The 22964-nt window shown below is 65.0% G+C and carries 33 protein-coding genes; 20 read left to right on the top strand and 13 right to left on the bottom strand.

Annotated elements, in window-relative coordinates:
- The first annotated feature begins 30 nt into the window (after window positions 1-30).
- Both GC146_RS10430 and GC146_RS10425 read left to right on the top strand, forming a co-directional pair.
- Window positions 31-984, top strand: coding sequence for an ABC transporter ATP-binding protein (locus tag GC146_RS10430; RefSeq protein ID WP_291837844.1), 954 nt, complete (start codon window positions 31-33; stop codon window positions 982-984).
- Window positions 985-1035: 51 nt separating this feature from the next.
- The gene (locus GC146_RS10425) at window positions 1036-1434 is read left to right on the top strand and encodes a GFA family protein (RefSeq protein ID WP_291837839.1); all 399 of its coding nucleotides are present in this window, start codon (window positions 1036-1038) and stop codon (window positions 1432-1434) included.
- 3 nt (window positions 1435-1437) lie between these two features.
- On the opposite strand, the gene GC146_RS10420 is transcribed toward GC146_RS10425, so the two are convergent.
- Both GC146_RS10420 and GC146_RS10415 read right to left on the bottom strand, forming a co-directional pair.
- On the bottom strand, window positions 1438-1806 hold the full coding sequence (locus GC146_RS10420; RefSeq protein WP_291837837.1) for an HIT domain-containing protein: 369 nt from the start codon (window positions 1804-1806) through the stop codon (window positions 1438-1440).
- A gap of 8 nt (window positions 1807-1814) precedes the next feature.
- Window positions 1815-3392 (bottom strand): DUF5928 domain-containing protein, encoded by a 1578-nt coding sequence (locus GC146_RS10415; protein ID WP_291837835.1) that lies wholly within the window; start codon window positions 3390-3392, stop codon window positions 1815-1817.
- A gap of 176 nt (window positions 3393-3568) precedes the next feature.
- On the opposite strand from GC146_RS10415, the gene GC146_RS10410 reads away from it, so the two are divergent.
- From GC146_RS10410 to GC146_RS10385, 6 genes are all read left to right on the top strand, one after another.
- A complete protein-coding gene (locus GC146_RS10410) occupies window positions 3569-4387 on the top strand; it encodes a sulfotransferase family protein (protein WP_291837833.1) in 819 nt (272 codons plus the stop codon).
- Window positions 4388-4394: 7 nt separating this feature from the next.
- The gene (locus tag GC146_RS10405; RefSeq protein ID WP_291837830.1) at window positions 4395-5072 is read left to right on the top strand and encodes a phosphatase PAP2 family protein; all 678 of its coding nucleotides are present in this window, start codon (window positions 4395-4397) and stop codon (window positions 5070-5072) included.
- Window positions 5073-5125: 53 nt separating this feature from the next.
- Window positions 5126-5971, top strand: coding sequence for a CHAD domain-containing protein (locus tag GC146_RS10400; RefSeq protein ID WP_291837828.1), 846 nt, complete (start codon window positions 5126-5128; stop codon window positions 5969-5971).
- 72 nt (window positions 5972-6043) lie between these two features.
- The gene (locus tag GC146_RS10395) at window positions 6044-6766 is read left to right on the top strand and encodes a hypothetical protein (RefSeq protein ID WP_291837825.1); all 723 of its coding nucleotides are present in this window, start codon (window positions 6044-6046) and stop codon (window positions 6764-6766) included.
- 151 nt (window positions 6767-6917) lie between these two features.
- Complete coding sequence (locus GC146_RS10390; protein WP_291837822.1) at window positions 6918-7304, top strand: hypothetical protein; 387 nt, start codon at window positions 6918-6920, stop codon at window positions 7302-7304.
- 53 nt (window positions 7305-7357) lie between these two features.
- Window positions 7358-7990 carry a TetR/AcrR family transcriptional regulator gene (locus GC146_RS10385; RefSeq protein ID WP_291837819.1) on the top strand — a complete coding sequence of 211 codons (633 nt, stop codon included), beginning with the start codon at window positions 7358-7360 and terminating at the stop codon, window positions 7988-7990.
- A 55-nt stretch (window positions 7991-8045) separates the two neighbouring features.
- On the opposite strand, the gene GC146_RS10380 is transcribed toward GC146_RS10385, so the two are convergent.
- Both GC146_RS10380 and nth read right to left on the bottom strand, forming a co-directional pair.
- Complete coding sequence (locus GC146_RS10380) at window positions 8046-9029, bottom strand: adenosine kinase (protein ID WP_291837816.1); 984 nt, start codon at window positions 9027-9029, stop codon at window positions 8046-8048.
- Window positions 9026-9670, bottom strand: a complete 645-nt coding sequence (gene nth, locus GC146_RS10375; RefSeq protein ID WP_291837813.1) for an endonuclease III — start codon at window positions 9668-9670, stop codon at window positions 9026-9028. The genes GC146_RS10380 and nth overlap by 4 nt, the downstream gene beginning before the upstream one ends.
- 94 nt (window positions 9671-9764) lie before the next feature.
- Here nth and GC146_RS10370 point away from each other — a divergent pair, with 94 nt between their 5' ends.
- The 4 genes from GC146_RS10370 (at window position 9765) to GC146_RS10355 (ending at window position 12608) form a co-directional block, all read left to right on the top strand.
- The gene (locus GC146_RS10370) at window positions 9765-10598 is read left to right on the top strand and encodes a bifunctional helix-turn-helix domain-containing protein/methylated-DNA--[protein]-cysteine S-methyltransferase (RefSeq protein ID WP_291837810.1); all 834 of its coding nucleotides are present in this window, start codon (window positions 9765-9767) and stop codon (window positions 10596-10598) included.
- A gap of 124 nt (window positions 10599-10722) precedes the next feature.
- Entirely contained in the window at window positions 10723-11415 is a 693-nt protein-coding gene (locus GC146_RS10365; protein WP_291838522.1) for an OmpA family protein, read from the top strand.
- 105 nt (window positions 11416-11520) lie between these two features.
- Window positions 11521-12288, top strand: a complete 768-nt coding sequence (locus tag GC146_RS10360; RefSeq protein WP_291837807.1) for a FadR/GntR family transcriptional regulator — start codon at window positions 11521-11523, stop codon at window positions 12286-12288.
- Window positions 12285-12608, top strand: coding sequence for a DUF1992 domain-containing protein (locus tag GC146_RS10355; RefSeq protein WP_291837804.1), 324 nt, complete (start codon window positions 12285-12287; stop codon window positions 12606-12608). The genes GC146_RS10360 and GC146_RS10355 overlap by 4 nt, the downstream gene beginning before the upstream one ends.
- Window positions 12609-12614: 6 nt before the next feature.
- Here the strand turns inward: GC146_RS10355 and GC146_RS10350 are convergent, their stop codons facing one another.
- From GC146_RS10350 to GC146_RS10320, 7 genes are all read right to left on the bottom strand, one after another.
- Entirely contained in the window at window positions 12615-13097 is a 483-nt protein-coding gene (locus GC146_RS10350) for a hypothetical protein (RefSeq protein WP_291837802.1), read from the bottom strand.
- 159 nt (window positions 13098-13256) lie between these two features.
- The gene (locus GC146_RS10345) at window positions 13257-13814 is read right to left on the bottom strand and encodes a F0F1 ATP synthase subunit B (protein ID WP_291837800.1); all 558 of its coding nucleotides are present in this window, start codon (window positions 13812-13814) and stop codon (window positions 13257-13259) included.
- 5 nt (window positions 13815-13819) lie between these two features.
- Window positions 13820-14341, bottom strand: a complete 522-nt coding sequence (locus tag GC146_RS10340) for a F0F1 ATP synthase subunit B' (protein ID WP_291837797.1) — start codon at window positions 14339-14341, stop codon at window positions 13820-13822.
- A gap of 72 nt (window positions 14342-14413) precedes the next feature.
- Window positions 14414-14653: a F0F1 ATP synthase subunit C gene (locus GC146_RS10335; RefSeq protein WP_291837793.1), complete on the bottom strand. Its 240-nt coding sequence runs from the start codon at window positions 14651-14653 to the stop codon at window positions 14414-14416.
- 50 nt (window positions 14654-14703) lie between these two features.
- Complete coding sequence (locus GC146_RS10330) at window positions 14704-15459, bottom strand: F0F1 ATP synthase subunit A (protein WP_291837790.1); 756 nt, start codon at window positions 15457-15459, stop codon at window positions 14704-14706.
- Window positions 15449-15796: an AtpZ/AtpI family protein gene (locus GC146_RS10325; RefSeq protein WP_291837787.1), complete on the bottom strand. Its 348-nt coding sequence runs from the start codon at window positions 15794-15796 to the stop codon at window positions 15449-15451. Before GC146_RS10325 ends, GC146_RS10330 begins: the two co-directional genes overlap by 11 nt.
- On the bottom strand, window positions 15754-16017 hold the full coding sequence (locus GC146_RS10320) for a hypothetical protein (RefSeq protein ID WP_291837784.1): 264 nt from the start codon (window positions 16015-16017) through the stop codon (window positions 15754-15756). Before GC146_RS10320 ends, GC146_RS10325 begins: the two co-directional genes overlap by 43 nt.
- Here GC146_RS10320 and GC146_RS10315 point away from each other — a divergent pair.
- Window positions 16016-16360, top strand: a complete 345-nt coding sequence (locus tag GC146_RS10315) for a metalloregulator ArsR/SmtB family transcription factor (RefSeq protein ID WP_291837781.1) — start codon at window positions 16016-16018, stop codon at window positions 16358-16360. The genes GC146_RS10320 and GC146_RS10315 overlap by 2 nt on opposite strands.
- Here the strand turns inward: GC146_RS10315 and GC146_RS10310 are convergent.
- A complete protein-coding gene (locus tag GC146_RS10310; RefSeq protein ID WP_291837779.1) occupies window positions 16337-17212 on the bottom strand; it encodes a DMT family transporter in 876 nt (291 codons plus the stop codon). The genes GC146_RS10315 and GC146_RS10310 overlap by 24 nt on opposite strands.
- Entirely contained in the window at window positions 17212-18090 is an 879-nt protein-coding gene (locus tag GC146_RS10305; RefSeq protein WP_291837777.1) for a LysR family transcriptional regulator, read from the bottom strand. The genes GC146_RS10310 and GC146_RS10305 overlap by 1 nt, the downstream gene beginning before the upstream one ends.
- 213 nt (window positions 18091-18303) lie before the next feature.
- Between GC146_RS10305 and GC146_RS10300 the strand changes: the two genes are divergently transcribed.
- From GC146_RS10300 to rpsP, 7 genes are all read left to right on the top strand, one after another.
- Window positions 18304-18822, top strand: coding sequence for a hypothetical protein (locus tag GC146_RS10300; RefSeq protein ID WP_291837774.1), 519 nt, complete (start codon window positions 18304-18306; stop codon window positions 18820-18822).
- Window positions 18823-19015: 193 nt separating this feature from the next.
- Window positions 19016-20512 (top strand): signal recognition particle protein, encoded by a 1497-nt coding sequence (gene ffh, locus GC146_RS10295; protein WP_291837771.1) that lies wholly within the window; start codon window positions 19016-19018, stop codon window positions 20510-20512.
- 2 nt (window positions 20513-20514) lie between these two features.
- A complete protein-coding gene (locus GC146_RS10290) occupies window positions 20515-21159 on the top strand; it encodes a GNAT family N-acetyltransferase (RefSeq protein WP_291837769.1) in 645 nt (214 codons plus the stop codon).
- The gene (locus tag GC146_RS10285) at window positions 21156-21680 is read left to right on the top strand and encodes a GNAT family N-acetyltransferase (protein ID WP_291837767.1); all 525 of its coding nucleotides are present in this window, start codon (window positions 21156-21158) and stop codon (window positions 21678-21680) included. Before GC146_RS10290 ends, GC146_RS10285 begins: the two co-directional genes overlap by 4 nt.
- Entirely contained in the window at window positions 21677-22255 is a 579-nt protein-coding gene (locus tag GC146_RS10280; protein ID WP_291837764.1) for a GNAT family N-acetyltransferase, read from the top strand. The genes GC146_RS10285 and GC146_RS10280 overlap by 4 nt, the downstream gene beginning before the upstream one ends.
- Window positions 22255-22554 carry a chorismate mutase gene (locus GC146_RS10275; RefSeq protein WP_291837762.1) on the top strand — a complete coding sequence of 100 codons (300 nt, stop codon included), beginning with the start codon at window positions 22255-22257 and terminating at the stop codon, window positions 22552-22554. Before GC146_RS10280 ends, GC146_RS10275 begins: the two co-directional genes overlap by 1 nt.
- Window positions 22555-22598: 44 nt before the next feature.
- Window positions 22599-22964, top strand: coding sequence for a 30S ribosomal protein S16 (rpsP, locus tag GC146_RS10270; RefSeq protein ID WP_291837758.1), 366 nt, complete (start codon window positions 22599-22601; stop codon window positions 22962-22964).

Here is a 22964-nt window from a genome sequence, read left to right as displayed (position 1 = left end):
CGCACCGGGGAAAAGCCGCGAAAGCCTGCCATGCCCCTTGCCAGCCCCGAAACCGACACCAGCAACGCGATCGAAATCGCGGGCCTGCACAAGACGTATGCCGCGACCGGGCGCTCTGCCGCCAAGGTGGCGCTGCAGGGGATTGACCTGAATATCCGGCGCGGCTCCATTTTCGGCCTGCTCGGCCCCAACGGCGCGGGCAAGTCGACAATCATCAATATCCTCGCCGGGCTGGTGATCAAGACGTCGGGCAAGGTGCGCATCTGGGGCTTCGATCAAGACACCAACCCGCGCCAAAGCCGCGCTGCGATCGGCGTGATGCCGCAAGAGCCCAATCTTGACCCGTTCTTTACCCCGCGGGGCAGCCTTGATGTGCAGGCGGGGCTGTACGGCGTGCCGCGCGCGCAGCGCCGCACCGAGGAAATCCTTGAACTGATTGGCCTGACCGACAAGGCCGAGGCCTATGCCCGCTCGCTCTCTGGCGGGATGCGGCGGCGGCTCTTGCTGGGCAAGGCGCTGGTGCATAGCCCGCAGATCCTTGTGCTGGACGAACCGACGGCAGGCGTCGACATCGAGTTGCGCAACCAGCTCTGGACCAACGTGCGGCGACTGAACGACGAGGGGATGACGATTATCCTGACGACGCATTACCTCGAAGAAGCGCAGGAAATGTGCGATGAGATCGCGATCATCGACAAGGGCCGCCTCATTGCCCGCGACACCACGTCCAACCTGCTGGGCCGGATGGATTCCAAGACGATGCTGATCGTGCCCGAGGGAGAGGCCGCGCTGCCGCCGCTGCCCGAGGGGGCCACCGGCACGCTGCGTCCCGATGGCAGCCTCGAACTGACCTATCCACCCAGCCGGATCCCGGCCGAGGCGCTGCTGGCCGCGGTGCACGACGCGGGCATCGCGATCCGCGATATCCGTACGATGGAATCCGACCTTGAGGATGTTTTCCTGTCGCTGACTTCGGCGCACTAGCCGCGCAAGGGCCGTCCCGCTAACCTGACCGCGAGAGGCAGGGAGGCGGAAATGCTCGAAGGCAAATGCCATTGCGGCAAGGTTCACTGGACATTCGACGCGACGCCGACATCGGTCACGGCGTGCAACTGCACGGTTTGCCGGCGCTACGGCGTGTTATGGATCTACGGGCACGAGGGCGAGGATGTTGCTATGACGGGTGAAACGTCCGTCTATGCACGCGCCGACAACGGCCCGCCCGAGATCGGCTTTCATTTCTGCCCCGACTGCGGCTGCGTTGTCGCATGGCGGGCGCTGGAGCCGCACAAGGGGCGCCGCCGGATGGCCGTCAACCTGCGCCTGACCGAGCCGGGGCCGGTTGCGCATCTGCCGATCGACCATTTCGAGGGGCTGGTTACCTTCGACGACCTGCCGCGCGACGGGCGCTGCGTGGCCGACATGTGGTTCTGAGGCTCAGCCTTGCGGCACCAGCATCGGGCCCATCTTGCGCCCGGCCAGAATGTGCAGGTGGTAATGCGGCACCTCTTGGTGGGCATCGCCGCGTGTGTTCGAGATGGCGCGGAACCCGCCCTCGACCTCCAGCATCTCGCAGACCCGCGCGACCGCCCGCATGAAGCCCAGATGCTCTTCCGCGCTGCCGTCGCGCGCGAAGTGGTCAAGGCTGACATAGGCACCCTTGGGGATCACCAGCACATGCACCGGCGCCTGCGGGTTGATGTCGTGAAAGGCCAGCGCGTGCTCGCTTTCATAGACGGTGTTGTTGGGGATTTCGCCACGCAGGATGCGGGCAAAGATATTCTGCGGATCGTAGTGAAAGTCCATCTTGTACCTCAGTCGGAAAACAGGTGGGGGGTTTGCGCAAGGCCAAGCGCCACCTCGGGCCCAAGGCCGATGAACCGGTCAATGGCAGCGACCTGATCGTCAAGCGGGGCAGATTCTCGCAGACGCGAATGATGCGGGAAACCGGTGTCGCGGATACGGTCGCTTTCAAAGGTCACGTCGTAGCGGATTGTGGGCAACAGGGCGGCCAGCGACTCCGGCGTCGTCTCGTCGCCCGCCAGCCCCACCCGCTTGGCATGGCCAATCAGGTATTCATCGGTAAAGTTGCACTGGATTTCCAGAAGCCGCGTCGTCGAGCGGTCCGAATAGAAATCCTGCAACAGGTCCATGCTGGCGGTGTCGAGGCAGATCACCAGCCGGTCGGTCTCGAAATAATCGAACAGCATCCGCATCAGCGCGCGGCGGTGACGCGTGCGCTTGCCCAGCGTCGACTGGATACCGCCCAGATCGGGCAAGGGTGTGCTTTCCTCGTTGAACAGGTAGTCGATCGCCGGAATGTTGGTGTGGTGCTTGATTGACCCGGCCAGCCGCTTTGCCACGTGCCATTTCTTGCATGCCACGATCAGCAGTTCGCGGTCGCGGCCAAGGCTGGCATCGTTTTCCCAGAACCGGGTGGCAAAGCGCCGCCCGACGCGGCCGCGACCGGTGAGGAACTCGAACAGGCCCCGCCCCTCGTTCGAAATGCGGAAATCGTCACGATCCGAAGCAAAGAGGCGGCCCAACCGCAGTTTCAGCTCTTTCGCGTCGGGGCTGATCTTGCGCGCGAAAAGCGCATCCTGCCCCAGCAGCAGATCGTAATGGTCGTTGTAGAAGACCACTGGCATCCCGTAGTCGGTGAACATCAGGAAGGTCAGCGTGCGATTGCGGATTTCATTGGACGCCACAAGGTGGCGCACCAGCGTCTGAAAGAACGTCTCGTCGGGAATCCACGTGGTGCGGAAGAAGCGCATCACGTCGGGCCGCTCTTTCACGAAGCCAAGGATCTTTTCGATCGTATGACGGCGCAGGCACCACCATTGGCTGCCGATCATGATTTGAAGATCCGCCGGGATCGCGCGCGTCAGCCGCAACCGCCGCTGCAGACGCACCGACCAGTAGAACAGCGACTTGTGCCTGCGCTCGTTGAACCAGTGCCGGTAGATCAGGCGGTCTTCCTTCATCCCGGTCTTGATCCAGTCGCTTTCGAAAAAGTCGAAGCTTTCGATGTAGTCGACATCTTCGGCGTCAAGGAAACGATGCGCGTAAACGGCTGACTTGATGGCCAGACAATCGCCCGAGACCATGTAGAAATGCGTGGCACGCGGGAATGCCTGCTCGGCCGCCTCGATCGCATGAAGGGTGGCCTGCACAAGGCTCCATTCACCCCAGCCACATTTGATCCGCCGGGTGGCGAAGACGACGTTGGGATTGTTCTTGAGCCCCTCGCGGATGCGCTGGAAATCGGCGAGCGGCGAGCGGGCATCGAAATGGATCGCGATGTAATCATCCGCCGCGGTCAGCTGCGTCGCCTGCTGGATGACGGCATCCGGGTCCTTGTGGCAGAGAAGGACAAATGCGATCTTTGACATAACAGGGACAGTCGCCAGTCTTTTCGCGGGGTTGTTTCGTCTTGATAGCGTGAAGAGGCGTTGAATAAACAGGGCTAGTTTGTTCTTTTGACGCCAAAACGAAGTACAGGCAATCTGGCCAGACGCCCGCGGCGCCGTCGCCACGGCAATCGGCCGATGAAAGGAACCACCCCACGATGACATTCCCCGGCACGTGGATGACGCTGAGCGAAAGCACGGTTTACCGGGTGGTGCCCAAATGCGCCTGCTCGACGATCGGGCAGATCCTTTACTACGTGGACAAGGGCAGTTTCTTTGATGGCGACATCCACGACGCGACCGAGGGCCTTCACAAATGGGCCAGCGAGGAAAGCAAGGAACTGATCTCGCGCAACGTGCGCGCGCACAAGGGATTCACCTTCAGTTGCGTGCGCAACCCCTACACGCGCATCCTGTCGTCGTTCTTCGACAAGATCGCGGGCATCCAGCGCAACGGCAAACGCTATCGTGGCAACCTCGTGCCGATGCTGACGCAGAAATATGGGGTCGAGGTGGGTAGCCCCGAGACGGGGTTCGAGTTTGATCAGGTCAAGTCGTTCCGGCGGTTCCTGCTGTTCGCGCGCGACACCATCCGCTGGCGCCGCCCGATGGACCCCGACATCCACTGGTCAGCCATGTCGGGCCATATCTCGACGCTGATCGTCAATGGCGGGCGGTTCGACCACATCTTCTTCACCGAGAAGTTCAACGAGGGGATGCAGGTGGTGCTGGACAATATAAACCCGGCCCATCCCGTCGACCTGGCCACGATCCCGCGCTTCAACGAGAGCGAGGGGCACGGGCCCAAGCGGCTGCACCCCGTCGAGGATTATTTCGACGACCTCTCGATGCACCTGATGTACGAGATCTACAAACGCGATTTCAGGCTGTTCAATTACGATTTCGAGAACCCGGCCAACAAGATGCCGCTGGGCGAGGTCGATCTGGACGAGGTTCACGCCAAGCTGGGCAAGTAGGGCCGCAATGGACCGCCTGCGCCGTTTCTGGCAAGATCTGACCCCCGGCGCACTGATCCTGCTGGCCCTTGTGGCGGCGGGGTTATGGGCCTTCGGTGGGCTGGCCGACATGGTCGAGGACAAGGGGCAGCCCGGTTTCGATGCCCGCCTGCTGCTGGCCTTTCGCCACCCGGCCGACCTTGCCCGCCCGCTTGGCCCACCCGCGCTGGCCGAGGCGATGCGTGACCTTTCCGCGTTGGGCTCCACGCTGACGCTGACGCTGGTTGCGCTGGCGGTCGCCGGCTGGCAGTGGTTGGCCGGGCGGGGGCGCGCGGCGGTGCTGATGCTGGTTGCGGCGGGCGGCGGTGCGCTGGTCAGCACGCTGGCCAAGATCGTTATCGCCCGGCCCCGGCCCGAGGTCGTTCCGCACCTGACCTTTGTGGACACCGCCAGTTTTCCCTCGGGGCACTCGATGATGTCGGCGGTGGTCTACCTGACGCTGGCGGTTGTTCTGGCCCATGCCGAGACGGGCAAGGGCCAACGGATGTTTGCGCTCGGCCTTGCGATCCTGCTGACGCTGGGGGTGGGTGTCAGCCGGGTCTACCTTGGCGTTCATTGGCCCACCGACGTGCTGGCAGGTTGGGCACTGGGCGCGGCATGGGCGCTGGCGGTCTGGCTGATCGTGGGACTAATCGACCGGCGCTGACGTTTCAGCACCCGCATGCTAGGCTTGGTCCGAGTTTTGAGTGGGCGATGGTGATGCCGAAAACAGACGCAGCAAGCGGCGCACGCGACGCGTTGCGCAACTGTGCCGCGCAAATTGCTTCGGCAAAGACCGCAGTGCTGACAACCGACGATCCCGAAGGGCCTCACCAGCTGCGCGTCGGTCTGCGCAGATTGCGCGCGGCGCTCTGGCTATACGCCACCACAATTCATGGCGACGCGGCGCGGAGCATGGCGGCCGAGGCACGCTGGCTGGCCCGCGAGGTGGGCCATACGCGCGATCTTGAAATGGTGGCGGGCCTGCTGGCACCACGGATGAAAGGGCCTGCCGGCCGTGGTCCGCTCGCCGGGCTTACCGCCGCCGCCAGCGTGGAACGCGCGCGCCTCCGCGCCGTCTTGCAAGAGGCCCGAGCGGAAGCCCTGCTTGTCGCGCTGACCGACGTAACCGAAGGGAAATTCAGTGCTGACGCAGTGCCGCTGACACCGCTGGCCGCCGATCGGCTGAACTGCCAATGGCGCAAGCTACGTCGCGCGGCGCGGCAGCTGACCCGACAAGGCGCGAATGAACGGCACAAGATGCGCAAACGGGCCAAGATGCTGCGCTATGTCCTCGACTTGACCGACCCGCTTTGGCCCCATGACCGCACAGCCAAGTTTCACAAGCGGCTGGCGCGGCTGCAAGACGGGCTGGGCCGATTGAACGATGCCTCGGTGGCGCGGCGGGTGCTGGAACAACTTGTTGCTGCAGGCGCGCTGGCAGCGGATGCGCAGGACGTGCTCGCAACCGCAGTGGACAGGCTCGATCACGATGCCGGGAAGGATTTGGCCGATCTGCCGGGCCTCTGGCGCAAGCTGGAGCGGACGCCCCGACCTTGGCGCTGACGAGTTTTACTGGACTGACATCGTCGCTGCCCTAACTTTCTCGCCACATAGACGCCGCAGGGAGCGCAGCCCATGTCGATTGTCCTGATGCTTGGGAGCGGTCCCGATGTGCTGCGCTGCCGCGACTGGCCACGCGCGCCCTTCGACACGGTCGTCGCGATCAACAACGCCTGGCAGGTGCGGCCCGACTGGGACGCGTTGGTCTATCCCGAGGATTTCCCGCCCGAACGCCGCCCGCAGGCCCTGGCCCCCGGCCAGCGCGCCATCACGGCGGCCGATTTCGTGCCGGCCCAGAACGCCTATGGCGGTTTCGTCTATGCCGGCGGGACGATGGCGTTCACCGCCTCCTACTGGGCGCTGCACGCGCTCAGGCCGCGGGTGATTGCCTATATCGGCTGCGACATGGTCTATCCCAAGGGGCCGCAGACGCATTTCTACGGCAAGGGCACCGCCGATCCGCTGCGCCGCGACAAGACCTTGCGCAGCCTCGAGGCGAAGTCGGCCCGGCTGATGGCAATGGCGGCGCAGCAGGGTTGCGCGCTGGTCAACCTCGGCACCGGGGCCAGCCGCCTTGTCTTTCCGCACGCCACCCCCGCCGACTTGGCCGCCCTGCCCGGACCTGCCCGACCCGACCGCGCGGCCTTTGCCGCCGCGATCCGCGCCGAGGCACGCGCCGGCTACATGGTGCCCTCGGGGCGCTACTGGGAGGAAGAGGACCGCTTCGACACCGCTGTCATCGACCGGATCGACGCCGCATGGCTTTCGGTCGCCGGCCAGAAGGCGACGGCGGCCTGAGACGAAATATCCATTTTCTACAAAGCCTTGAACTACTTCGTGCGACCGATTGCCGGCCATTGGAGGCATCGCGCTTGACCTGGCTCCGTATCCGGACGTACGCTGAATAGACCGGTCGGTCTATTCAGCGCCGGTCAACAGGGAGAGAAAAATGCGCATTTCAAAAGAACGGGTCGACATCAGGATGCAGATTCCCGGCGCCACCATCAGGCAACACAAGGACTTTGGCGACGCGACCGGGTTGGGCAAGATCAGTGGCGAATACTTCACCCTGTCGGCGGGCGTGGACACCACGCCGTTGTTCGCGGGGCTGGAGGGGGACATGTGCCAAAGCCCGCATTGGGGCTTTGTCCTGAAAGGCAGGCTGACGACGACCGACGCCGCAGGCACGACGGAAACCGTCAATGCCGATGACCTGTTCTACTGGCCCCCCGGCCACAACGTGAAGGTTGACGCCGATGCAGAGATCATCATGTTCAGCCCACAGCATGAGCACAGCCATGTAATCGACCACATGATCGAGATGACCAAGGGGTGAGCCCACCTGCCACCCCTGCGCGGGATTCACCACCTTGAACGGCGGGACTGGCAATGACCACAAGCACGAGGCCCGGAGCCGACGCAGCAACGGCAACGCATGCGACCAAGCAACGCCTGCTCGACGCGGGCCTCCCCATGCTGTTGAAACACGGCTACAACGACCTCGGGATTCAGGCGCTGTTGGCGGCCACCGGCACGCCGAAGGGCTCTTTCTACCATCATTTCAAGGACAAGGAAGATTTCGCCCTGCAGGTCGTCGATGGCTACATGGCGCAGGTTCACGAGGGTCTTGATGCCTGTCTCGAAGACAGGACGCGGCCGCCGCTGGTCCGGGTCCGGACCTTCTTCGAGATGACGCAACAATCCTATCGGCAAGAGGGCTACATGGGGTGCCTCTTGGGCGGCCTTGGCCAGGAATTGTCAGGCGTCAGCGACGTGTTCCGGACCCGGATCGAAGGCTGCTTCGCGACCATCGCCGGGCGGGTGGCGGGTTGCCTGGACGAAGCGCGCCAGCTTGGCCAGATCGCGGCAGATACCGATGTGGAGCGGATGGCCGACCTGCTGATCGATTGCTGGGAAGGGGCCGCCCTGCGCAGCCGTCTGCGCCGCAATCCGACATCTCTTGACGAGATGCTGGACTTCTACTTCGGCGCAGTCGTAGCCAGTCAGCCCCGCGACCAATAAGGCCGCCCCGACGTAGGGAGCACGGCCGGCAAATGGTCCGGCCCGCGCTGCGAACCTAGATCAGCTTGGCCTTGCGGAACAGCGCCTTGAGGTCGGTCTCGGGGCGTGCACCAAAATGGCTGATGACCTCGGCCGCCGCGACGCAGCCCATGCGGCCCGCCGTGAACAGGCTTTGCCCCGTCGCCAGCCCGTAGAGGAACCCCGCGGCAAACTGGTCGCCCGCGCCGGTGGCATCCACCGGCACCACGCGGGTGACCGGCACGATCGCCTCTTCCTCGCCCCGCACGATCACAACGTCATGGCCCGACCGGGTGCACACGACGATGCCCGCATCCTGCGCGGCCTGTTCCAGCGCGGTGGAGAGGTCTGTCTGATAGAGCGCCTCCCACTCATGCTCGTTGCCGATGACGTAGTCGAGTTCGCAGACCAACCGGCGGAAGTCGTCGCGGTGGCGGTTCACGCAGAACGGGTCCGACAGCGCGATGCCCGCCTTGCCACCCGCCTCTCGGCACAGGCGTGCGGCGCGTTCGAACGCTTCCTTGCCCTTCGGCTTGTCGTAAAGATAGCCCTCGAGAAACAGGATCTCGGCACGCCCGGCAACCTCGTCGGCCACGTCATCGGGGCCCAATTCGGAAGAGATGCCAAGGTAGGTGTTCATCGACCGTTCGCCATCGGGCGAGACGAAGATCATCGAGCGCGAGGTCGGCAATTCGCCCCCGGGCACCGGCGGATTGACGAAATCGGTGCCGTTCTCGGCCATGCTGCGGGCGTAGAAGTTGCCCAGCACATCGTCATGCACGCGCCCGATGAAGGCGGTCGTCAGGCCAAGGTTGCCAAGCCCCGCCAGCGTGTTGGCAACCGACCCGCCCGGCGCCTGCACCCGGTCCTTCATCGCGCCGTATAACATCTCGCCGCGCTCGCGCTCGACCAGTTGCATGATGCCCTTCTCGATTCCCATCATCTCGAGAAAGCTGTCGTCGGATTGGGAAAACACGTCGACGATGGCGTTGCCGATGCCGACGACCTGATAGGTTTTCATGGGGTCTTGTCCTCGTAGGGGCACAGGTCGCGGATCAGGCAATCGGCGCAGCGGGGCTTGCGCGCGGTGCAGATGTAGCGGCCGTGCAGGATCAGCCAGTGATGGGCATGTTGCTGGAACTCGGCGGGGATGTTGTCTTCGATGGCGCGTTCGACGGCGTCCACGTCCTTTCCCGGCGCGATGCCGGTGCGGTTGCCGACGCGGAAGATATGGGTGTCGACCGCCTGCGCGGGGACATGCCACCACATGTTCAGCACCACATTGGCCGTCTTGCGCCCCACGCCCGGCAGCGACTGCAGCGATGCACGGGATGAGGGCACCTCGCCGCCATACTCCTCCAGCAGGATACGGCTGAGCTTGATGACGTTCTTGGCCTTGTTGCGGAAAAGGCCGATCGTCTTGATATGTTCGATCAGCCCCTCTTCACCCAGCGCAAGCATCTTTTCGGGCGTGTCGGCGATGGCGAAAAGGCCGCGCGTGGCCTTGTTGACCCCGGCATCGGTGGCCTGCGCCGAAAGCGCCACGGCCACCAACAGCGTGTAGGCATTGACGTGGTAAAGCTCGCCCATCGGCGCGGGCTCGGCGGCCTGGAACCGCGTGAAGATCTGCCTGATCGTGTGATAGTCGAGTTGCCGCGCCATGCCGCCGGTATGCCCGTGGCCAAGGGCCCTGACAAGCGGCGGGATGCGCAAAATCCGGGTCGCGGGCAGCCACGGCGCCCCCTAGATTGGGCGCATGGAAAACGATGACCGCTATCATTACCACGTGATCCGCCGCGCTCTCGACCAGATCGAGGCGGCGGGCGAGGCGCCGCTGGCGCTGGACGACCTCGCGCGCCGGATCGGGATGAGCCCCGCGCATTTCCAGCGCGTCTTTTCTGCCTGGGTCGGCGTTTCGCCCAAGCGCTACCAGCAATACCTGATGCTGGGGCAGGCCCGGGCGCTGTTGCGCGACCGCTTCACGACGCTCGAGGTGGCCGATGCGGTGGGCCTGTCGGGCGGCGGACGGCTGCACGACCTCTTTCTGCGCTGGGAAGCGATGAGCCCCGGCGACTTTGCAAAGGGCGGCGCGGGCCTGACCATCCGCTGGGGCGTTTTCGACAGCCCGTTCGGCCCGGCCGTGGCGATGGGCACATCCCGCGGGCTTTGCGGCATGGGCTTTGCGTCGGAAACCGGAACGCAGCCCACTTTGGCAGACCTGCAGGCGCGCTGGCCAAGCGCGGACTATGTAGAGGATGCCACCGCCATTCGGCCCTGGGTCGAAGCGGCCTTTGCCCAGAAGGGCGACACCCAGCTTCACCTGATCGGCGCGCCGTTCCAGTTGAAGGTGTGGGAGGCGCTGCTGCAGATCCCCACAGGCCACGTTACCACCTATTCCGAAATTGCCGGGGCTATCGGCCATCCGCGGGCGGTGCGCGCGGTCGGCACCGCGGTGGGGCGCAACCCGGTCAGCTGGCTGATCCCGTGCCACCGCGCGTTGCGCAAATCCGGCGGGCTGGGCGGCTATCACTGGGGACTGCCGGTGAAGCGCGCGATGCTTGCGTGGGAATCTGCCCGCGCCGAGGCGTAACGCATGCGGCTGGCGAGAATTCGCCGGCCCGAACCGTGATATTGGATAACAGCGCGACATCCGGGATAAGATTGGACCAGAGCGCATCAGCGCACCCATCAGAACGGACAAAATGCAAATGACCATGATCAGCCTTGCGCCCCGGGCTCCTTCCCGCTTGGCGCCCCGTTTCGCCCTCGTCCTTGCCGCCGTGTCGCTTGTGGCCGTTTCGGCCTGCGACAACATGCAGGACCCCAACAACCCCAACCGTCAGACCCAAACCGGCGCCCTGATTGGCGGCGTGGCCGGTGCGCTTCTTGGCGCCTCGACCGGTGGCAGCAATACGGCCGCGCGGCGGCGTGGTGCGTTGCTGGGTGCCGCGATCGGCGCCGGTGGCGGCGCCCTGATCGGCCAGCAGCTTGATCAGCAGGCCGCTGAGTTGCGTCAGTCGATGGGCTCTCAGGTGGGCATCGTCAACACCGGCAGCCAGCTGATCGTGACGCTGCCCGAGGATATCCTCTTTGCCACCAACTCGACGGCGCTGACCGGCACGCTGCGGGGCGATCTCGCGCAGCTGGCCGGCAGCCTCAACCGCTATCCGAACACCACCGTCAACGTGATCGGTCACACCGACAACGTCGGCAGCGCGGCCTACAACCTCGACCTTAGCCAGCGGCGCGCACAGGCTGTGGCCTCGGTCCTTGTGTCGAACGGCGTCGCCTCCAACCGGGTGCGGTCGATCGGGCGGGGCGAAGATCAGCCGGTTGCCACGAACCAGACGGCAGCCGGGCGGGCGCAGAACCGCCGGGTGGAGATCGTCATCACACCGAACCAGTAGCCACGGCATCAGCCTAGGGAGAAAGGGCGGCGCACCTGCGCCGCCCTTTGTCGTTGAGGTGTGCCCGGACCGGCCATATGATCTGCGCGGCGGGGGAGGGTCACGATGCCATTCGAGAAGGTTCAGCAGGAAAAACTGTCGCATGGCGTGGTGCGCCAGATCGAGGCCCTGATCCTGCGCGGCATCCTGCGCCCGGGCGAGCGATTGCCCTCCGAGCGTGACCTTGCCGAACGAATGGGTGTTTCGCGGCCGTCATTGCGCGAGGCCCTTGCCGAGTTGCAGTCCGCGGGGCTGTTGGTCAGCAAGGCCGGCGCGGGCGTCTTTGTGGCCGATGTGCTGGGTTCGGCCTTCTCTGCCTCGTTGGTGCGGCTGTTCTCGACGCATGAACAGGCGGTTTACGACTACATCTCGTTCCGCCGCGATATGGAAGGGCTGGCGGCCGAACGCGCCGCCCGGTTGGCCTCGGACAGCGACCTGAAGGTGATCGATACGATTTTTGCCCGCATGGAGGCTGCGCACCAGAAGCGCAACCCGGCCGACGAGGCGCAACTGGATGCCGATTTCCACCTTGCCATCATCGAGTCGAGCCACAACGTGATCATGTTGCATATGATGCGTTCGATGTATCAGTTGCTGCGCGAAGGCGTGTTCTACAACCGCCAAACCATGTTCCGCGCCCGCACCACCCGTACCCAGCTTCTCGACCAGCATCGCGCGATCAACGTGGCCCTGCAGGCACGCGACCCGGCCGCAGCACGCACAGCCGTCGAGGCGCACCTGGGGTTCGTCCAGCGCACGGTGGCCGACCAGCAGCAGGCCGACCGCAACGAGGCGCTGGCGCGCAAGCGGCTGGAGCAGGAGTTGCACCGGTGAAACCCGCCCGCATGGTCGAACACCAGATCCGCAAGGCGCAGGCCGAGGGCCAGTTCGACAACCTGAGCGGCGCGGGCAAGCCGCTGCCGCCCGCGCCCCCCGGCGACGCGGCCGAGGCCGCGGGATTTCGGATCATGGCCGAAGCGGGCACCGTTCCGCGGGAGGTGCAGTTGCGCAAGGATGTGGCCGCGCAACGCCTTGTCGTTCAGGCCGCCACCACGCCCGAGGCGCAGAAGGTCGCGATGGCGAAACTGGCCGATCTGGAATTGCGGGTGGCGATCGAGCAGGAGGCCCGGCGCAAATTCTACGCAACGCGCTAGGCGGCCTCAGTTCTCGATATCGCACAGTGTCTGGAAGACATCCGTCGGCTTATCCGACAAGCCGATGCCCTCCTTGCCCAGATATTTCGCGAATTGTCCGGCAAAGCTTCCCGATCCGAAGGTGATGCGCTGGGTCTTGGGATCATAGCTCCATGTGCCGCTGGCGCCTTCAATGTCGGTATAGGTGCCGTCGGCGGCGATGGTAATGCTCAGGTTGAGATAGATCGATCCCGCCCAGCAGAAGTAGTGACCGGGCGCGACGTTGGCCACCTCTGCCGGGTCGGTCGCTGGCGTGCCGACAAGGTGCAACATCCACGACAGGTAATAGGGGGCGGTACCATCGGCCAGCTTCACATGGCAGCCGACGCCGTCAGTATCCTGAACCGTGCCAACCTGGCCTTGCTCGTCGGCAACCTGCGCCCCGACGGGGCAGGCGCCCGACAGTGCCTGCGCACTGGCCGCCATGGGCAGGGCGGCAGGCAGGAGCATGGCAAACAGGACGGTGGCGAACCGTGACATGGCAGTCTCGCGTGTCTGGATTTGGGTCGAGGCACCATGCCCCGCCGGGTCCGATTCGGGCAAGGGTAGCGGCAAATGAAAAGGGCCCGGCGTCACCGCCGGGCCCCTGTTCCTGACTGTTGGCCGGCCTCAGTGAAGCTTGGCCTCGACGGTGGCCAAAGCCTCGTCGAACAGCTTGTTCGCGGCGGTCGCGGTCATCTGGGCGGCAATCACCTCGCGCGCGGCCGACATCGCGACCGAAATCGCGCGATCGCGCACTTCCTTGACAGCGGCATCCTCGGCACTCTTGATCTGGTCTTCGGCAGCGGCAAGGCGACGGGCAACAGATGCCGCAATCTCGGCCTTGGCGGCTTCGGCGGCACTGGCGGCCTCTTCGCGGGCTCCCGCGATGATCCGTTCGGCCTGATCCTTCACCTCACGCTGTTTGCGTTCGTAGGAGGCCAGCAGGGCCTGCGCCTCTTCCCGGAGCGCGCGCGCTTCGGACAGATCCTTGCTGATCGTCTCGGCCCGCTTGTCCAGCAACCCGGCGATGATGCGGGGCACCTTGAAGTAGAACAGCACGCCGAGGAACACCAGAAAGGCGATCGTCACCACGAACTCGGTGTTGTGGAGCGAGAGGAAGGGGCCCTCGGCGGCGAAAGCCGGGGTTGCCAGAAGCAGCAGGGCGGGTGTCAGCAGACGCTTCATCGCACTCACTCCTTCATCCGGGCGTCGATGGCCTGATCGATGGTCGCTGCATCGGCCTTGGCACCGAAAGCGGCGACGATCTCGGCCGCGGTGTCCTTGGCGACGGCCGTCACGTTCTCGACCGCGGTGGCGCGGATCGCCGCAATCGCCGCCTCGCTTTCGGCCGCCTTCTCGGCGATCCGGGCATCGGCGCGCTTAAGCTCGCTGGCCAGCTCTTCCTGGATCTCGGCCTTGGTGGCCGCGATGATCCGGTTCGCCTCGGCGCGCGCGTCGCGCAGGGCCTTTTCATAGGCAGCCTCGGCAGCGACCGCCTGCTGCTTGAGCTCTTCGGCCGCGGCGATATCGTTGGAAATCGTGCCGGACCGTTCTGCGAGGACCGAAGCGATCCGGGGCAGCGCGATACGCGACAGCACGAAATAGATCACGACCATCGTGACCGCCAACCAGAAGATCTGGTTGGGGAAGGTCGAGATGTCGAGTTGCGGCATGCCAGATTCGGCAGCGCCGGCTGCGGCTTCAGCGGCCATCTTGTCCTCCGGAAATCCGTCGTGGAACATCCGGCCGGGTCACGCCCGGCCGGCCATCGGGAAGAACGGTGATCAGATCGCGAACATCAGCAGCAGCGCGACGAGGAACGAGAAGATCCCCAGCGCTTCGGCGAAGGCGATGCCGATGAACAGCGTCGCGGTTTGCGAGGCAGCGGCCGAAGGGTTGCGCAGCGCACCGGCGAGGAAGTTCCCCGCGACGTGGCCCACACCGATGGCCGAGGCGCCCGAACCGATACCGGCCAGACCGGCGCCGATGGTTTTGCCCAGGGCGAGTGCAGCGACAGCTTCCATGATGTTTCTCCTTGATGGAATGCTAAGTAGATTGACGGCCGGATGCGGCCTTAGTGATGCGGGTGAAGTGCGTCCTTGAGATAGACGCAGGTCAGAATGGTAAAGACGTAGGCCTGGATACCGGCGACCATCAGTTCGAGGCCATAGATTGCGGTAATTGCGGCGACCGAGACGGGGCTGATCAGCGCGATAGCCGCGAAACCGGCGAAGACCTTGATCACCGCGTGGCCCGCCATGACGTTGCCGCCAAGCCGGATCGAGTGGCTGACAGGGCGCACGAAGTACGAGATCAACTCGATCACGGCAAGGATCGGGCGCAGCGGCAGCGGCGCGGCGGTGACCCAGAACAGGCCAAGAAAATCGGTCCCGTTCTTGACGAAGCCGACGATCGTGACTGTGAAAAAGACCGCCAGCGCCAGCACCGCTGTCACGGCAATGTGGCTGGTGGTGGCAAATGCCATCGGGATCAGGCCAAGGTAATTGGCCGTGATGATGAACATGAACAGCGTCATGATGTAGGGGAAGAATTTCACCCCGTCATGACCGGCGACATCCTCGACCATCTTGTAGATAAAGCCGTAGATCAGTTCGCCCACCGATTGGACGCGACCGGGAATGATGGCGCGGCTGCGGCCGCCCACCACCATCAGCAGCACGATCACCAGCACTGCGACCGCCATCCACAACGTCACGTTGGTCGGGGTGTACCAGTGGATCGGCCCGTCGCCGAAAAGCGGATGAACCTTGAACTGCTCCAGCGGGTGGAACACCAGTCCGCCTTCTGCTGCCTTGTCCTCAGCTGCCACGTCCGTCTTCCTCTTTCCCGTCAGCGCCCGGCTGACCCTTCGCTAACTCCTGGGCAGAGCGCAGCATGGTTTTTACCCCCGCCGCGAAGCCCAGCAATATGAACAGCACCATGAGGATGGGCTTGGTGCCGAAAAGGCTGTCCAGGCCCAGGCCGATGCCGAAACCGATCCCAAGACCGGCCACAAGTTCCGTCACCATTCGCCATGCCACGTTGGCCTGCGAGTAGTGCTCCTCCGTGTGGGGCTTGGGTTTGTCCTGCCCTTTGGCGGCGGCGATCCTGGCCTCCAGCGCCTTCAGCCGGGCGGCAGGATCGGTCGCGTCATGCGGGTCGGACAAGCCTTCGGTCCCCTTCGAAGCGTTGGGCTGTGACTAGACGCAGCCCGCGCGTGAGTCAAGCTTGCGGCGCTGAACGTCAACATATTGTTTTTCAACATACTTTCTGCGCGACGATACTCCATTTCGTGGCTGCCACGGCCAATCCGCAACCATTTCGCTGCCAGAGCATATTCAACCGCGCGGTTGACGTTTTCGCGGACCTGACGCTTGATCTTCATCATGAACAACCATCTCGACACCGTGTTTTCCGCATTGGCCGACCCCACCCGCCGGGCGATCCTTGCCATGTTGCTGGAGGATGACATGGCCGTCACCGATGTGGCCGCGCCTTTCGCGATGTCTTTGGCCGCGATTTCCAAGCATCTGACCGTGCTGGCTGATGCGGGCCTGATCAGCCAGGAAAAGCGCGGCCGTTTGAAATGGTGCAAGCTGGAACCCGACGCGCTGCGCGAGGCGAGCGTCTGGATGCATGGTTTCGGCCAGATGGAGGCGATGGATCTTGACGGGTTCGAACGGTTTCTGGCCGCCGAACTGGACGGATCATTCCCGCAGGAGGAGCAGTAGCGCGACCATCGTCAGCACCACGCCGGCCACCACCGCGGCAGGCGGCGTCGCGCCACCCAGCGCCAGCTGCCAAAGGATGACCCACGTTGGCGTCAGGTAGGTATAGGCCATCACCTTGGAAGCCGGCAGGCGAAGAGCAGCGAACTGGATCAACACGAAGGTAAGGGCGCTGGCGAAAATGGCCGCATAGATGATCGTGATCCAGACGATGCCCGGCAGCGCCGCCCAGTCCGTTGTGCTTAGCGCGGGCCAACCCCAGACAGTCAGCACGATGGCTGTGGTCAGCAGCGTGCCCGCGCTGAAGACAACAGCACTTTCGCCGCGGTTCAGCTTGCGCACCATCGGCGTATAAAGCGCGTGCGCTGCGCAGCCCCAGAAATAGATCGCCTCGCCCCGGCCGATGTGAAAGCGCAGGATCGCGCCCCAATCGGCGCGGAAGATCACCCAGACCGCGCCCGAGGCCCCGATGGCAAGAGCCAGCGCGATGCGCCCGTTCATCCGCTGGCGCAACAACAGCCAGCCAAAGCCCGCCGCCATGATCGGCGTCAGCGTGAAAACGGCCGAGGCGCTGACCGGCGGCGCGGTCTTCAGCCCTTCGAACATCAGGACGAAATAGGTGGCCATCAGGACACCCAGAACGACGTAGCGCCACGGCGCGGCAAGGGCGCTGCGCGGCACGCCACCCCGCGCCACGGCCAGCGCCCCGATGATGCCCGCGGCGATCCAGAAGCGCACCGCGTTCAGCGCCGCCGGCGCGAGATCGTTCGCGGCGAGCGAGCCCAAGGCGAACGACCCTGCGATCAGGGCCGAGAAGGTAAGCATTGCGAGGTGGCCCGCGACGTGGGGCCGCATCAGCAGGTCCAGTCCTTCGCGCGCTCTTTCAGAAGGGTCAGAAAGGCCTGCACCTTGGTGGTGCGGTGCAGATCGACATGGGTGACCAGCCACAGGGCCGAAGACCAGTCATCGCGCGGCGGCAGCACGTCATGCAGGTCGGCGCGACCGTTCCGTTCGGACATCGGAACAAACCCGATGCCCGCCCCTGCCGTTACCGCGTCGCGCAGACCCTGATCGTCAGAGGTGCGAAAAACGATGCGTTCGGACGGAACAAGTGCCGTCAGCCAGCGGTTGAACGGCGCACGACTATCCATGTCATCGACGCCGACGAAATCATGCTCGGGCAGTTCCGCCTCGGTCTGCGGCAGGCCGCGCCGGGCGATGTAATTGTCCGAGGCGACCAGCGCCATGCGCTGGCGCACGAAGGGTTGCACCACGTTGTCGGGCTGCTCGGGCGCGGCACCGGCACGGATGGCAACATGCGCCTCGCCGTATTCCAGCCGGAACAGCCTTTCGCCGGTCAGGAACCGAATGATCAGGCCCGGATTGTCACGCTGAAACTCGGCCAGAACGGGGGTAAGCAGCGCGGAAAAGCCGGACAGGGCCGTCACCACAAGTTCGCCCCGCACGCCCTCTCCCTGGCCACGGATACGGCTGCCAAGTTGGGTAAACTGGTCATCCGTGGCCTGCGCCACACGCAACAAGTCCCGGCCGGCTTCGGTGGGCGTGTAGCCGCGCGCATGCCGCTGGAACAGCTTCACCCCCAGCCGGCCTTCCAGCGCATCGACGTGGCGGATCACCGTGGCGTGGTGGACACCCAGCACTTCGGCCGCGCCGCTGACGGTGCCAAGCCGCGCGACCTGGTATGCGGTCTTGACCTCGTCCCAATTGTCCATCGTCTGGCGCCCTCCGGCCTGTCGCTGCACTTGTTCCAGAGCACGGAGCCTAGCAACCGCTGGTGGCATAGGGAAGATACCATGCACCGCCGGCGCTGTGGCCCTGCTGACACAGCATCCGGCGGCCTGTTTGCGGGCCCGCAAGAACAACGAATTTGCGACCGGCGCAACGTGTAGCCTTCCTCGCAGATTTGAGCTTTCGCGGATTGAAACATGAAGATTGTCGAGAATTCGGCTGCCGTTCTGGTGATGGAGCACCGGCCGCTATTCGGGCCGATCATCGTGGCCGCACTCTTCGTCGTGGTTCTTTGCGTCTCGCTCTTGCTGGTGGCCAGCGGCAACGGCAACCTGATGATGCTGGGCCTGTTCCTGATGGTGGTTGGCTGCGGCACGACGGGGCTCTTGTTCTTCGCGCTGTCAAAGCGGGTGCGCCTGCGGCTGGACCGGGGCGCCGGACTGGTGACGCTGACGATCACTGGCCGGCGCAAGACCACCGAACAATCGCTCCGGCTGTCGGACCTGGACCATACGGAGGTGGACACCATGCGCGCGATGAGCGCCCACAGCGATAACCTGGGCGGGACGACCAGCAGCGAAAGCCACGGCGTGGTGCTGATCTTCGGGCCGCAGGCCGCCACCCAGAGACTGGTTGTCACCCCGGTCTATACCAGCGGGGGCGGCGCAAAGCGGAACGTGGCCGCGATCAACGCATGGCTGGGCGTCAAGACCTGAGGCAGGCTTGACTCCGGGCCGCCCAAGGCGCTAATCCGCCGCATCTGCCGGAATGCATCATGCTTTCCGGTCCCCGCGCCTTTGCGGGGATCGCCGTCCACCAGCGCGTTGCGCCCGTGGGCGCCGTTTTGTTTTTCGCGGTCCCTGCCTATCTTGGGATCAGTCCGCAACCGGGTCGAAAGGGGCCGAGGCCATGTTCGAGAACCTCAGCGAACGCCTGTCGGGTGTCTTCGACCGGCTGACCAAGCAGGGCGCGCTGTCGGAGGCCGATGTCGCCACCGCGCTGCGCGAGGTGCGCGTCGCGCTGCTGGAGGCCGACGTCTCGCTGGCCGTCGCGCGTGATTTCGTCGCCGCCGTGCAGGCCAAGGCGACTGGGCAGGCTGTCACCAAGTCGATCACGCCGGGTCAGCAGGTCGTCAAGATCGTGCATGACGAACTGGTGCATGTGCTGGCCGGTGATACCGATCCGGGCGTCCTGAAAATCGACAATCCGCCCGCACCGATCCTGATGGTCGGCCTGCAAGGGTCGGGCAAGACCACGACCACCGCCAAGCTGGCCAAGCGCCTGAAAGAGCGCGATGGCAAGCGGGTGTTGATGGCGTCTCTCGACACCAATCGCCCCGCCGCGATGGAACAGCTGGCGATCCTCGGCAAACAGATCGGCGTCGATACGCTGCCGATCGTCAAGGGCGAAGACCCGATTGCCATCGCCAAACGCGCCAAGACGCAGGCCAACCTTGGCGGCTATGACATCTACATGCTCGACACCGCCGGGCGGCTGCATATCGACGAAGAGCTGATCGCGCAGGCCGCTGCCGTGCGCGACGTGGCCAACCCGCGCGAAACGCTTCTGGTCGTCGACGGCCTGACCGGGCAGGACGCCGTCAACGTCGCGACCGAGTTCGACGACAAGATCGGCGTGACCGGCGTGGTGCTGACGCGGATGGATGGCGACGGGCGCGGCGGCGCAGCCCTGTCGATGCGCGCGATCACCGGCAAGCCCATTCGCTTCGTCGGCCTCGGCGAGAAGATGGACGCCATCGAGACCTTCGAGCCCGAGCGTGTCGCTGGCCGCATCCTTGGCATGGGCGATATCGTGGCGCTGGTCGAAAAGGCGCAGGCGACCATCGAGGCCGAGCAGGCCGAGCGCATGATGAAGCGCTTCGCCAAGGGCCAGTTCAACATGAACGACCTCAAGATGCAGCTCGAGCAGATGCTCAAGATGGGCGGCATGGAGGGGCTGATGGGCATGATGCCCGGCATGGGCAAGATGAAGAACCAGATGGCCGAGGCGGGTCTGGACGACCGCATGCTCAAGCGTCAGATCGCGCTGATCCAGTCGATGACCAAGCGCGAGCGCGCCAATCCCGACCTGCTGCAGGCCAGCCGGAAAAAGCGTATCGCCGCCGGGGCGGGCCTTGAGGTGTCGGAGCTGAACAAGCTGCTCAAACAGCACCGCCAGATGTCCGACATGATGAAGAAGATGGGCCGGATGGGCAAAGGCGGGATGCTGAAACAGGCCATGAAGGGCATGTTCGGCAAGGGCCCCTCGCCCGAGGAGATGGCCGCGGCGCAACAGCAGCTGGCCAATACGCCCCTGCCCAAGGGGATGCCCGGCCTGCCCGGCCTTGGTGGGCGGGGCGGCATGCAACTGCCACCGGGCCTGTCCGGTTTCGGCAAGAAGAAATAACCATGGCCAAGCCCGTGTCTCCCAAGGTTCTGCCCTACCCCGTGCGCCCCACGGCCAGCCCGGCCATCGTCCAGCGTGGCGTGAAGCGGCGGCGCGCGGCGGCCCGGACGAACCCGCGCGCGCAGGGCCTGACGATGCCGCCGGTGATCGAGACGGCGCACCTTGTCATGGGCCCCTGCACCCCGGCCGATGCCGAGGCGTTCATGGATTTCTGCGCGACCGACCGTTCGCGCTTCCTCGGCGGGCCATCGGGCCGTGCCGATGCCTGGCGCAGCGTGGCGATCCATGTCGGCCAGTGGCAATTGCGCGGCTACGGCAATTGGTGGCTGACCGACCGCGCCACCGGCAAGCCCGCGGGCCGTGTCGGCCTGTGGCACCCCGAAGGACTAGTCGAGCCCGAGCTGAGCTGGGTCATCTACGAAGGGTTCGAGGGCAAGGGCTATGCCGCGGAAGCGGCGCGCGCCGCGCGCGACTGGGCCTATGCCAACCTTGGCCTGACCACGCTGATCAGCCTGATCGACGCCGAGAACACCCGCTCGATCCGGCTGGCGCAACGGCTGGGCGCACGGCCCGACGGCGTGCATACCTACGATCACGGCGGCACCGTGACCATCTGGCGTCACCCCGGACCGGGGGCCAGCGAATGACAGTGACGCTGCAAACACCGCGCCTCGTCCTGCGCCGGCCCGCGCCGCGCGACTGGCCGGCGTGGAACGGCTTTTTCCAGTCCGAACGGTCGGCCGGCGTCGGCGGCCCGCGGTCGCTGGGCGCGTCCTGGCGCGGCTTTGCCGGTGAACTGGGCCATTGGGAGATCTTCGGCTACGGCATGTGGGCCGTGACCCTGCGTGGTGATGCCACCGATACGGCCGTGGGCCTTGTCGGCCCCTGGACCCCCGCCGACTGGCCCGAGACCGAGATCGGCTGGATGATCTGGGACGACAAGATCGAAGGCACCGGCATTGCCACCGAGGCGGCGCGCGCGGCCCTGACCCATGCCTGGGACGTGCTGGGCTGGACCACGATCGTCAGCTACATCGCACCGGACAACGCCCGCTCGATCCGGCTGGCCGAGAAACTGGGCGCCACGCTGGACCCGGCCGCGCCGCAGCCAAAACCGGACGCGCCGGTGCTGGTTTACCGCCACCCCAGACCGAGGGCCGCCGCATGAGCATTCTTCCCTGGGAAGCCCGCCCCAAGGGTCAGGCCGCCGTCGCGGTTGAACGCATCGGCCAGTCGCTGCCGCGCATCGCAACGCAGCGCACCGTCATGCGCGGCCCCTACATCGAGGATTTCGACATCTACGCCGATATCGTGACCTCGGACCGTGGACGTTTCGTCAGTGCCCAGCGCACCCGCGAAGGCGCGTGGGACGATTTCCTGCAACTGACGGCCAGCTGGATATTGCGCGGCGCGGGCCTCTGGACGGTCGAGGACCAGCACGACAAGCAGGTGCTGGGCTTTGTCCTGCTGGGCCACGAGACCGGTGATCCGGAACCCGAACTCAGCTTCTTCTTCACTGCCGAGGCCGAGGGCCGGGGCCTGGCCTTCGAGGCCGCGACATCGGCCCGCAACAATGCCTACAACGCGCTCAGCTGGGATAGCCTTGTCAGCTATATCGAGCCCGGCAATGACCGCGCGATCCGCCTTGCCGAACGGCTGGGCGCCTTCCATGACCCCAAGGGCGATCACGACGGCACCCTGTGCTATCGTTACCCCCGCCCCGAGATACCGGATTTCGGCTGATGAACGACGACGCCACATCTCGCGCCGCGGGGCTTCTGCGCGGCCACCGCGAAAGCATCGACCGGCTGGACGCGATCCTTGTCTTCACGCTGGCCGAGCGATTTAAGCATACCCAGGAAGTGGGCCGGCTGAAGGCCGAGCACGCCCTGCCGCCCTCCGATCCGGTCCGCGAAGAGGCCCAGATCGCAAGGCTTACCGATCTTGCGAAACAGGCCGATCTCGACCCTGCCTTCGCCAAGAAATTCCTGAACTTCATCATTCAGGAAGTCATCAAGCACCACGAGAAACACCAATCCTGAGGCGCATTGCCTCAGCACAAAGCCATTCATAAGGAGAACACCAAATGGCCATGAAGATCCGGCTCGCCCGCGGCGGTTCCAAGAAGCGCCCGCACTACGCCATTGTCGCCACCGATAGCCGCATGCCGCGTGACGGCCGCTTTATCGAGAAGCTGGGCACCTATTCGCCCATGCTGCCCAAGGACAGCGAAGACCGCGTGAAGATGAACATCGAGCGCGTTCAGCACTGGCTGAACCTTGGCGCGCAGCCCACCGACCGGGTGAGCCGCATGCTCGAAGCCGCTGGCGCGATGCCCAAGAAGACCCGCGCCAACCTCAAGAAGGGCGAACCCGGCAAGGCCGCGCAGGAACGCGCTGCCGCGAAGGCCGCCAAGGCCGCGGCGCCCGCCGAAGAGGCCGCGTCCGAGTGA

Origin of the sequence: Limimaricola sp. (assembly GCF_016125575.1) — a bacterium.
GTDB lineage: Bacteria > Pseudomonadota > Alphaproteobacteria > Rhodobacterales > Rhodobacteraceae > WGLM01.
The sequence above is the reverse complement of the archived record's forward strand: the minus strand, read 5'-3'. Positions and strand labels throughout refer to the sequence as shown.